At 59.4% G+C, this 9,871-nt stretch carries 13 protein-coding genes; 1 reads left to right on the forward strand and 12 read right to left on the reverse strand.

All coding sequences use genetic code 11. The features are described 5' to 3' along the window. Positions 1-37: 37 nt before the first annotated feature. The gene (locus tag B9Y90_RS24850; protein WP_085542989.1) at positions 38-721 is read right to left on the reverse strand and encodes a phage protein Gp37; all 684 of its coding nucleotides are present in this window, start codon (positions 719-721) and stop codon (positions 38-40) included. Then, positions 721-858: a hypothetical protein gene (locus tag B9Y90_RS27025; RefSeq protein WP_176227929.1), complete on the reverse strand. Its 138-nt coding sequence runs from the start codon at positions 856-858 to the stop codon at positions 721-723. Before B9Y90_RS27025 ends, B9Y90_RS24850 begins: the two co-directional genes overlap by 1 nt. A 702-nt stretch (positions 859-1,560) precedes the next feature. Here B9Y90_RS27025 and B9Y90_RS24855 point away from each other — a divergent pair. Beyond that, positions 1,561-2,472 carry a Mu-like prophage major head subunit gpT family protein gene (locus B9Y90_RS24855; RefSeq protein ID WP_085542990.1) on the forward strand — a complete coding sequence of 304 codons (912 nt, stop codon included), beginning with the start codon at positions 1,561-1,563 and terminating at the stop codon, positions 2,470-2,472. Between the two features lie 130 nt (positions 2,473-2,602). On the opposite strand, the gene B9Y90_RS24860 is transcribed toward B9Y90_RS24855, so the two are convergent. From B9Y90_RS24860 to B9Y90_RS24905, 10 genes are all read right to left on the reverse strand, one after another. After that, positions 2,603-4,378 carry a DUF927 domain-containing protein gene (locus B9Y90_RS24860; RefSeq protein ID WP_085542991.1) on the reverse strand — a complete coding sequence of 592 codons (1,776 nt, stop codon included), beginning with the start codon at positions 4,376-4,378 and terminating at the stop codon, positions 2,603-2,605. Between the two features lie 23 nt (positions 4,379-4,401). Then, a complete protein-coding gene (locus B9Y90_RS24865; protein WP_085542992.1) occupies positions 4,402-5,421 on the reverse strand; it encodes a DUF7146 domain-containing protein in 1,020 nt (339 codons plus the stop codon). Then, positions 5,411-6,097, reverse strand: a complete 687-nt coding sequence (locus tag B9Y90_RS24870) for a hypothetical protein (RefSeq protein WP_085542993.1) — start codon at positions 6,095-6,097, stop codon at positions 5,411-5,413. The genes B9Y90_RS24865 and B9Y90_RS24870 overlap by 11 nt, the downstream gene beginning before the upstream one ends. A 1-nt stretch (position 6,098) precedes the next feature. Then, positions 6,099-6,383 (reverse strand): hypothetical protein, encoded by a 285-nt coding sequence (locus tag B9Y90_RS24875; RefSeq protein WP_085542994.1) that lies wholly within the window; start codon positions 6,381-6,383, stop codon positions 6,099-6,101. Continuing rightward, the gene (locus tag B9Y90_RS26695) at positions 6,373-6,597 is read right to left on the reverse strand and encodes a host cell division inhibitor Icd-like protein (protein WP_176227930.1); all 225 of its coding nucleotides are present in this window, start codon (positions 6,595-6,597) and stop codon (positions 6,373-6,375) included. Before B9Y90_RS26695 ends, B9Y90_RS24875 begins: the two co-directional genes overlap by 11 nt. Positions 6,598-6,892: 295 nt before the next feature. Then, on the reverse strand, positions 6,893-7,384 hold the full coding sequence (locus B9Y90_RS24885; RefSeq protein ID WP_254902758.1) for a ribosome-inactivating family protein: 492 nt from the start codon (positions 7,382-7,384) through the stop codon (positions 6,893-6,895). Next, complete coding sequence (locus B9Y90_RS24890; RefSeq protein ID WP_085542996.1) at positions 7,351-7,560, reverse strand: helix-turn-helix transcriptional regulator; 210 nt, start codon at positions 7,558-7,560, stop codon at positions 7,351-7,353. The genes B9Y90_RS24885 and B9Y90_RS24890 overlap by 34 nt, the downstream gene beginning before the upstream one ends. A gap of 286 nt (positions 7,561-7,846) precedes the next feature. After that, positions 7,847-9,022, reverse strand: coding sequence for a tyrosine-type recombinase/integrase (locus B9Y90_RS24895; RefSeq protein WP_085542997.1), 1,176 nt, complete (start codon positions 9,020-9,022; stop codon positions 7,847-7,849). Positions 9,023-9,216: 194 nt separating this feature from the next. After that, positions 9,217-9,525 carry a gp436 family protein gene (locus B9Y90_RS24900; RefSeq protein WP_085542998.1) on the reverse strand — a complete coding sequence of 103 codons (309 nt, stop codon included), beginning with the start codon at positions 9,523-9,525 and terminating at the stop codon, positions 9,217-9,219. Between the two features lie 4 nt (positions 9,526-9,529). Further along, positions 9,530-9,871: Mu-like prophage major head subunit gpT family protein (locus B9Y90_RS24905; RefSeq protein WP_176227931.1), on the reverse strand; the 342-nt coding region annotated here is incomplete at its 5' end.

A 9,871-nucleotide genomic window follows, 5' to 3' on the forward strand; every position in this document is an offset into this window, starting at 1 on the left:
CAGCCCCTGACGGGCAATAACCATCATGTGAAATTCCTCAGAGTAACGGGCCGTCTTCCCCGGCATCAGATTCAGGTTTGGATTTGGCCGGGACCAGCACCGTATCATCCGCCACGGGCTGGCCCTGAAGCTGCCAGGCCGCATGCGTGGCCCGGTGCTCTCGTGGGGCATCATCCAGCTGGCCTTTCCACAGCACAAAGTCGTGGTCCGGGTGCGTGTCATACTCGGGCGCGACCGGCCAGCTTCCGTTCTCCATGGCGTCTTCATACCAGAAGGTCGAAAACTGACACTCGTACATACCAATCGCTTTCTGACTGAATACCTGCCCGGTGATCATTTTTACCGTGGTGGGTGCCAGACGTCCGATCTCAAGCCCCAAATCCTGCCCCATCAGCAGGTGGCGCACGGCACGCACCAGGCGGTAACACCCCGGCTCATCAACTCGGGCTGCCCCCTGGCGGATAGCCTGATTACCTCGCAGGCTGTAATCGGCGACATAGACAGCAAAATTCCCGCTGACCTTATACCGGGTACGGCGGGTATCGTGGGGATGGCTGCCGGTGATACCGGTGAAGGTCACAAAGGCCCCCGGCAGTCGCTTGAGAATGACGCCGATATCGTTCGTCATCACATCCCATGAGACCACCCCGGATACCGCAATCCCCAGCCCCCGCTGCAGGCGGTCGCATATCCCTCGCTCAATCTGCATAAGCGTGACCATCAGTAGCATCCTCCGCCGGTCCGGTTACGGCTCCACAAATCCTCGCCGCCGCTGTAAAACACCACATCCGGCGAGGAGGGTTCCACGGTTTTACCGCCATCAGGCATACTGCCCAGCGAGACTTTCCCGGCTGCCACCTGCTTTAACCAGCAAATGTGAGTTTTCGAACTATTACATTGAATTTTAATGAATAATTAAATTGTTATTTTCTGTAAATACCCAGATGAGAACCCATAAGGGAATTTAACCAACGCGATGGCGTCTATTTTTTAAACAACTCATCCTGACGAGCACCGTCCAAAATCAAACCGTACCAGTCTGAAATTATTTCAGGCGGTTTTGATTCCAGAAAAATCATTTTCAGCTCATTTTTACGGCGAGTTAATTTTGTGTTAAATATGTAAAATCTGATTTTCACATTTACCCCAAAATCACCCCCAAAATGACTTTACCCCCACACCATTGATTTTTGCGTCGCGGACTCGGGCGCTGCATCAAAAAGTCTCTTTTCTGCGAAAAAGGTGTTGACAGCCATTGCGCTGAGGCGTATCACGCGCGCCCGCACCTGTGAGCAAAAAAATCGTGGTAACCGTGTAACCGTGTAACTTTTTCCGTAATACGTTGTTATTTATCGTGAAAAACGGTTACACATAAATCGGCGTCATGTGTAACCGTCCGGGATTTTCGTGTAACCTGCGCATTTTTTAACCCGTTAACTGCTTCGCTCCCGGAACTCATCCCGGTCTGACTGTGGTCGCATCATAGCGGTGCGGGGCAGTGCGTCCCGCCACGCCGCAGGAATGGTGTGTAATCAAATTGTGATGAGGTTATGAATTAAAATGATTGATATTAATGACAAGACGCTGGCGGCACTCTATGTCGCGCTGAAGCAAACCTTCCAGAATGCATTCACTGGCGTAAAGCCGCTTTATCCGGCCCTGACCACCCTTGTGCCGTCCACATCAGCCGCAGAAATCTACGGCTGGGCGGCAGACTTCCCGGCTATCCGGGAGTGGATTGGTGACAGGGAAATCCATAAGCTGGCGGAGTACGAATACGCGATTAAAAACCGCAAGTTCGAGTCAACCATCACCATTCCGGCTGACAAGATTGCCGATAACCAGCTGGCGATGTTCTCTAACATCACGGCGGAGATGGGGCAGCGTGCCGCCCGCCATCCTGACCAGTTGCTGTTTGAGCTGCTGCGCAATGGCACATCGGCCAAAGGCTACGATGGTGTCCCGTTTTTCGGGGAGCACAGCGTGTCGGGTCTCGCCGGGAAATCCGGCAAGGTCAGCAATGCTTCACTGGCCGCCAGCAAGCCGGATGCAAAATCCCCCTGGTATCTGCTTGACCTGAGCCGCGCCCTGCGCCCGTTTATCTGGCAGGAGCGCGAGAAGTACACCCTGACGGCCCTGACCGACCCACGCCAGAGCCGCGATGTGTTTATGCGGGATGAGTACCTCTACGGCATCCGGGGGCGGGGCAGCATGGGGTACGGGTTCTGGCAGATGGCGTTCATGAGCAATCTTGAGCTGACCGCTGACAACTTCACGGCCCTGCGCGGGCGTATGGTCAGCCAGCGTGACCATGCCGGGGATTTGCTGGGGATTAAACCGTCTGTGCTGCTGGTCGGGGAATCGAACCGCGAGGCGGCATTCTACATCGCGCAGGCGCAGACGCTGGCGGGGCAGGCCCCCAACCCGAACTACAATCTGGTTGATGTGTGGGTGACCCCGTTTATTGATTAATGCTCGTCACAGGCCGCACAGGGATGTGAATACGGCTGAGCTTGACAGGAGGTTAAGCGCGTGATCTGATGGGGTTCGGTTTTTCTCGTTATGTAACAGGCACCGGAAAAGGTATTCTCCGGTGCCTTTTTTATTTCTCGTCGTCCTCAGTCCGGGTGGTGCGGATAAATTCATACACACGCACCGCGCCATTATGCCCCGGCATCTTTGCCACCCGCTGAATGCGCCCGTCGCTGCCTTTCGCCAGCATACCCGCATCATGCAGCACCTGCGCGGCTTTGGCGGGGTCAAACCCTGCGGCTATCTCCTCGTTGAACACGCCCCGGAACACGTAATAAATATCTGCGCCGTCACGTTTCATGTGCCGCCCAGCTGTTTCCCGCGCCACCACCACGCCAACCAGCCGCCTGTGTTCATCGTCGCGAATAAAACGTCCCAGCGCGTTAATGGCAAACCAGTCTTCGGCCTGCTCGGTGATACGCAGGTCTTCGCGTTTGCCCGTGCCTGTGCGCATCAGCCATGCGGAAAAGCATTTTTCCACCGCCCGCTCACCGTCGCCGGCTTTCCATCCGGTCACCGAATGTCGCCCGGCCAGCTCCAGTGCGGCAGCGACCAGACCAAAGCGGGAAGTGACCCGGCGAGCCTGCCCGGAGGCTTCGGGCGGCAGCTTGTGGCGCCATCGCTGCAGCGTGTCGTTCACTGCCCCGGTAATGGCTTCCCGGTTGCGGGTGATTATATCCAGAAAGGCCAGCCCCGCCGTGCCGTGGTAGCGTTTCGCCTCCCGGCTGACGGCTTCGGCCAGCTCTCCGGCGCTGGCGTGGTGGTGCAGGTCTTCCCATGCTCCCAGTCCCGCGCCCGCATCGGCGGGCACATCGGGTAACCGCACCTCCTGCCCGGCGTGGATGGCCTGACCGTCCGCCATCATGAAGGTGTTGACCGCTTTTTCCCCCGTGGAGAGGACCAGCGTGCGGAACCGGGCCATTGTCCGGTTACCGCCCTCGCGCGCACCCTGCATCCGCCCCACGCCGTTAAACAGGCGGTAGGCCGCCAGACCAATATCGAAGGATTTCCCCTGGCCGATTTCGTCGAGCCACATCAGGCCGTCATTGCGGGCGGCGGCGGCATTGGTGAGCGCAAGCGGGGTGCTGTCCCAGCTCAGTTTTTGCCCGTCCGGCTCCCCCCACACGCTGGCCCCAATGGCGGCGGCACCTGTTTTGCCGCTGCTGGAATCCCCGAACAGGTGAAAACCGCCTGACTCAAGGTCAGCCAGCCACATCAGCGGGGCCGCCAGCGCACAGCCGATGGCAAACATGGCCCGGCTGTTGCCCTGCGCCAGCGTGGCAACGTGCTTCTGCCAGTCGGCCAGCGTGCCGGACGGGCGGTAACTGGCGGCGTGGCTGCGGTCGCCGTTGTAGAGCATCGGTCTGTCCGGCTCCCCGACAATTTCACCTGACGGCAGAATATACGCCCCGTGACACCACCCGCCTGACGGGGTGATGTGCCAGAGTTTTTTGCTCCCGTGCATCATCAGATAATCCGCGAGCAGCTCCAGCCGATGGCGCTGGGCGGAGACGGACAGGCCGCGCCCCTTGAGCAGCCGCCAGCCGTCCCGGTCGCCGATATCGGCGGCAGGGATAGCAAGGGTGACCGCCTCGTTGCGGGAATCTTTCCAGTGCAGCACCCGAAAATGAATGCCGCTGTCGTCCACGCCGCGCCCGGTGACCTCCAGCGCGTCACACAGGCGCAGGGGCGCCCCGTAGCTGGTTGCCCCGCTGCGACGGTCAGTGATGACCCCCACGTAGACCAGTGCGCCGTTCTCCACGTCATAGTAAGGCCGCATTGGCTCTGCGGGGGCACTGGCGGCATCTTTGAGCCTGTCAGTGTCCCGGATGGTTTTATCTTTCACGTTGAACCCCGTTTAAAACCCGTTTAAATCGCGCCAGAATCGTTTAAAACGTCCAGCCAGTCATAACCCACCACGGAGGGCACCAGAACGCGCACAGCGCATCCTGTGCGCAATAAGCGCCGTCTGAGTCGCTCCGCCGCCCGTTGTCCGGTGCCGCTGGCGTCGTTATCGGCGAAGATGAACACGTCGCGCACATCCTCCGCCAGGGCGATGTGCTCCAGACCGAACGCCGAGACGCACGCCCAGACAGGCAGGCCGGAACCCTGACGCACGGCGAGCGCCGTCTCGACACCCTCCGCCAGCGCAAGCCGCCCCGACTCAGGCGGGAACAGCCGGACGGCAGCACCGCGCATGACGCCCTGACGCACCACCGCCAGCTTTTTGCAGGGCAGCGCCACACCGTCATGGTCAGCCAGCGGCGCTTTGTTTCCGGCGTGGTTGAGGTACGTCCTGTGCACTCCCGCAAAGCCGCCATCGGCGCGGGTGACACGGGCGAGCATGGCAGGCCAGCGCCCCAGCACGGCGCCCTCATGCCAGTAGTTCAGGATGCGGATGTGGCGCAGTTCGGCGGTCTGCGGCAGCAGCAGGCCCCGGTGTTGCAGGTACAACCCCGCAGGGCTGCACGCCGTCAGGGGTTTCCCCTTGCTCCACGCCGCCAGTGCGCCGCCGTTGTCGCGGGGAACGGGTCGTGGCGTCTCCGCGATGGCGGGTCGGCGAACGTCCGGCGTGAAGGATGGCGCAGCGCCACCCATCCCCAGCGCGTCCGCCACGGCGTCAAGCGCGGCCATGAAGTCGCACCCCAGCCAGTGCATGACCAGCGCGAAGCCATCTCCACCCTGATTGTCCAGACCGCGACAGACAAATGCCCCGCGCTGGTCGTCGATGAAGCTGAAACGGTCGGTGCCGCCGCAGACCGGACAGGGCTTGTTGCGTTTCGTGAGGGATTTTTCAGGCAGACCGATACGGGTGAGCACGTCTCCCCATCGACCAGCAGCGGCGGCGCGGACAGCGCGTGTCCGTTCGTGGGTGTTGTCACTGCGCATGGTCTGTCACCTCCGGCTGGCGGTCACCCGTGACTGCCAGCACCCGCGATGCCGCCGCACTCAGCGATAAGCCTGTTGCCCCCGCGATTAAATCCAGCCCGGCGTGCTGCCCGCACATGATGCAGTGGCATATCCCGTAGCCGGGGTCTTCACGTGGATCACTGCGAAACTGCATCCGGGTCGGGCGTTCGTCGTGGCGCTGCTGGCAGACCGGGCAATATCCCCACTGGTGCTTTTGCGGGACAGCAATCCCCAGCTGGCGATAAATCCCCCGCCAGCGCCCGTGCCCCACCTCAACGGCAAGGGCCATGCGGTAAATATCGTTCCGGGTCAGCCCGGCCCCGGCCAGCATTCCTGCGGGGGTGATTTCATCCGCCAGCGTGCGAGCAGGTCGCCCGGCAACGAAGGTGTTCACCAGCAGGAACGTACTGAAAGGCAGGCTGAAATGGTCGTTGCGTTCCGTGTCGAAATAGCTGACGCGCAGTTCATCCCCTCGCTCAGAGAGCGCGGAAACCCGGACGCGAACCCGGTCAAGACGGCCCCGGAACCAGTCGCCGCAGGCGGGCAGGCGCTCAAAGGCCGGGTAACCAAAGCGGATGCGGTCAGCCACAGAGTGCGGCAGCAGGCGGGCATCATCCGGTAAATCCTGCCACGGGTGGTATTTGCTGCGTCCCATCTCACACCCCCCTGTCGCTGGTGATGCTGATGATATTGCTCAGCCCGTTGGCCAGCTCGGAGGCCGCGCGGTTGAAGCTCCCGTACAGGTATTTTTGCTCGTCTGTCCAGACGTGCCCGCGCGGCGTCAGCGCGGCGATAAGCTCCATCGCATCGGTTAATCCCTTGAGCAGCAGATAAGCGTTGGTCGTGGTGGCTCTGCGCTGGTTGCCTGCGGTGTGCTCACGCGCCGCCATGCTGGCAAGCTCCATGACGGTGGTTGCCGGGTAAACGGGATTATTCAGCATGGTTCACCCCCGCAATCGGGTGACTGGCGGCGTCTGCGAACGGCAGGCGGGCGGTCATGAGCAGGACATAATCCCGGGCAAAGGCGCGGCGGGCTTCACGCTCGCTGGCGGCAATCACTGAGACGGTCACGGGAAGAAATACATCGGCGCTGCGGTCGAATGCGGCAAATTTGAAGACGTAGGTCTGCGGCGCAGACAGGGAAAGGGTAGCCATAGGTGCGGCCTCATGTACAGGTTTTAGAACCTGCCTCCCGCTGTCAAACGGGGTGGCAGGACGTGACGGGGTTGACAGACTGGCGTACATGAAACCAGCAGGCGCGGTGGCCTCCCCGCCACGTCCCGCCATAATCTGGGCGCAACATGGCAAATTACGGACATAAAAATACCGCATTACGGAATAAGTGCGGTTGTCCGCATGTACGTTCAGGCTGTCAAACCCGGCTGACGAATATGCGCCAGCGACAACAAAATAATTTGCCGCCGCGCAGCCGTCAACCGTTTTTTGAAAATCAGTGCACAGATGCATGTTTGCCGCCTCCTGAAAGCCCGTATTCCCGGATGAGGATCCACGCCTGCGTGCTGCCAATATCGTAGCGCGGGCACAGCCACGACAGCGCCATGCGCCGGGATGCACCTGTTGCCAGCGCGTCCCGCAGGTCGCGGATGAATAACCGGTTCCGCCACTCGCGTTTCGCCTGGTCACATTTGGGGATGAGGAACGATGAGTCGCCGCCGAAGGTGTGCATAAATCGCTGAAGCTGGTCAGGGGTCAGCACCTCCAGCAGCATCCCCAGCCGCTGACCTCCGGCGTCCCGCAGGCCACGCGACACGGGAAAGCTGGCCCCGCCAAAGCGGTTTACCAGCCGGGCGGTGGCTTCCCCGCCCAGCACGTCGACCATCTGGCGGACGCTTTCCGGCAGGAATGCCGCCATCTGACTCAGGATGTGCTCGTCGAGCGTGATGTTTTTCATGCGTGCGTCTCCTGACGGTTGGCCAGCCATGACCGCAGGTCTTCCGCGCGGTAGCCGTTGGTGTTGTCGCCCATCTGAACCGGGGCGGGGAAAGTGCCACAGCGACGCCAGCGCCAGAGGGTTGACCTCGCCACGGGCGCGATGTGCTGAAGCACGGTTTTTTCACGGACAAGCCCCGTTTCGGGGAGGATGAAGGGCGTACTCATTTTGCGTACCTCCGGTGATAACTGGTACGCAGTGAAACAGGATGAGACCGGGTGAAACAGATGCGCTCACGAAGCGGGTAACGGAAATGGTTACACATCACCCGCCATGTGTAACCAATGTGTAACCGCTGGTGTAACCAATATATAGTGTTATTAATTAATCAGTTATATATCAATAAATACAGAGGTTACACGGTTACACATCAAAACGGGTTTTCTCGCGTATGCGGGCGCGTAGCAAGAAAAAGGCCAACTTTTCAGCTGGCCTGTGCGGGGAGGGATGAAATTATTTGCGGCGCTGTTCGTCGATAAAGTCCGCCCACCACTGCATCATACGGGTGCGCTCTTCCAGATATTCCGCCCGGTTGTAGGCGGCGCGAATTTTGTTCGTTTCCATATGCGCCAGCTGGCGCTCTATCACATCCGATATAAATCCATTCTCGTTAAGTGTGGAGCTGGCCAGCGCCCGAAACCCATGTGGGGTGGCCGTTCCCCGATAACACATACGCTCCATGGCCTGAACGAGTGTACTGGGGGGAACGTGTCGTTTTTTCGATTCAGAGGGAAAGACAAACCGGTTATTGCCGGATAACCCGTGTAACGTGCGTAACACCTCAATGGCCTGCGTTGACAGCGGCACTGTATGTTCCCGGCGCATCTTCATCCGGTGGGCAGGAATAACCCACCGTCGCTCATCCAGACTGATTTCCGACCATTCAGCACCGCAAAGCTCGCCCGGTCTGACAAAGGTCAGCATCAGCAGCCGCAGAGCCAGCCGGGTAAACGGATGCAGTGTCCGGTAACGTTCAAGGTCGTCAAGAAACTGACCTATCTGGCTTGCAGGTAAAGCCGCCCGGTTCACTGATTTTGGGCGTGGCGCTGTGCCAGCAAGCTCCCGCGCAGGATTGAACGCAATCATACCCCGCAGGACAGCCTGTTGCAGTGACCTTTTGAGCACGGACAATACGTGGCTCGCAACATTCGCACCACGGGTATCCCGGACGTGAACGATAAAATCAAACAATTCCGGCGTGGTCAGCTCCGCGACAGGTTTGTTACCAAAGTATCGGTAAATGTGAAGGGTGTTACGTGTGTACGCCAGCCGTGTATTCTCCGCCATCTCAGTGCAGTTCAGCCGCATCCATTCGTCAATCACGACAGGAAGCGTATTGAGCTGAGCACTGGTTTCCCGGCGCTTGTCCTCCCGGCGAGACATCAGCGGGTCAACCCCGGACATAACCATACGGCGCAGGTCGGTTATTTTGTCTCTTGCGGCGACAAGTGATATCTCAGGGTAAAGCCCGAGGCTTATTTTTTTGTCTTTTCCCCCAAGGTTATAGCGGTAATACCATGTCTTTACCCCTCTCGGGGTGACCTGAATAAACAGGCCTCTGGCATCGTAGGTTTTATATGTCCGGTCAGTCGGACGTAACGCACGTATCTGACGGTCAGTCAGGGTCATTTTTGGGTACTCCAAACACGAAGGCCCACTCCAGAGGTGGGGTCTTCTGGGTCATAGACAGGAGGAAAAGACCCAGAAATGCATGAAGCATGATGAAACGATATGCAGCAGCATGAAACACACCGTGTCGCTAACATGCCGTAACAGCAGGACTTTTCCCCGTAAAATAAAACACCATGGGACACCATGAAACGTCAAACACGCTTTAACCAGCTGATGGCATCGTCGTATCGCATGCGGATCTCCTCGGTGCAGGCGTGGTCGCTGCCCGTCAGTAAAAAACGGGCAATATCACAGCAGTAATCCCGCAGCGCGTCAGGTACGTCGCCGAGTGGCAGGCTGTAACGCGCCCCAATCCAGGAATCAATGCGGTTACTGGCCGACTGCAGGTGGCGGGCAATACGCGCGTTATCCGGCGTATCGCTGTCATAATCCGCTGAAACACCGGTGGCATCCCGCTCGGTGAAATACGCGATATAGTCCTCAGGGGTGGCGTAAGTCATGGTCTCAGCCCTTGCCGGTGGAGCCGTAAATCATCTGCCACAGACCGAAACCTGCCGACCCGCGCGCTTCCGCCCCGAACTTCAGCTTTTTGCGCATAAACACATCCGGGCTATTCATGTCCTGCTGGGAGACAAAGACCGGCTTCTTGCGCTGCTGGAAAATCAGCGGCTTGATGGCGCGGCTGGTGTCCATCAGGAACCAGGCGTCATCGTCGGTCAGCCACGGCACCACGAGAACTTTGGCGGTGCCCTTGTAGATGTTGGTCTTCCCGTCATCCAGGCGTTCGGCAGTCATCAGGGCGTTGGCCGTGTCTTCCAGGGCAGGCGGCACGACCAGCAGCGTCGG

This window comes from Cedecea sp. NFIX57, assembly GCF_900177785.1.
Taxonomy (GTDB): Bacteria; Pseudomonadota; Gammaproteobacteria; order Enterobacterales; family Enterobacteriaceae; genus Cedecea; species Cedecea neteri_C.

What these genes read in the sequence shown, in the direction of transcription:
- B9Y90_RS24850 (WP_085542989.1), bottom strand. Translation starts at nt 721, where the DNA reads ATGGTCACGCTTATGCAGATTGAGCGAGGGATATGCGACCGCCTGCAG.
- B9Y90_RS24855 (WP_085542990.1), top strand. Translation starts at nt 1,561, where the DNA reads ATGATTGATATTAATGACAAGACGCTGGCGGCACTCTATGTCGCGCTG.
- B9Y90_RS24865 (WP_085542992.1), bottom strand. Translation starts at nt 5,421, where the DNA reads ATGCGCAGTGACAACACCCACGAACGGACACGCGCTGTCCGCGCCGCC.
- B9Y90_RS24870 (WP_085542993.1), bottom strand. Translation starts at nt 6,097, where the DNA reads ATGGGACGCAGCAAATACCACCCGTGGCAGGATTTACCGGATGATGCC.
- B9Y90_RS24875 (WP_085542994.1), bottom strand. Translation starts at nt 6,383, where the DNA reads ATGCTGAATAATCCCGTTTACCCGGCAACCACCGTCATGGAGCTTGCC.
- B9Y90_RS26695 (WP_176227930.1), bottom strand. Translation starts at nt 6,597, where the DNA reads ATGGCTACCCTTTCCCTGTCTGCGCCGCAGACCTACGTCTTCAAATTT.
- B9Y90_RS24885 (WP_254902758.1), bottom strand. Translation starts at nt 7,384, where the DNA reads ATGGCTGGCCAACCGTCAGGAGACGCACGCATGAAAAACATCACGCTC.
- B9Y90_RS24890 (WP_085542996.1), bottom strand. Translation starts at nt 7,560, where the DNA reads ATGAGTACGCCCTTCATCCTCCCCGAAACGGGGCTTGTCCGTGAAAAA.
- B9Y90_RS24895 (WP_085542997.1), bottom strand. Translation starts at nt 9,022, where the DNA reads ATGACCCTGACTGACCGTCAGATACGTGCGTTACGTCCGACTGACCGG.
- B9Y90_RS24900 (WP_085542998.1), bottom strand. Translation starts at nt 9,525, where the DNA reads ATGACTTACGCCACCCCTGAGGACTATATCGCGTATTTCACCGAGCGG.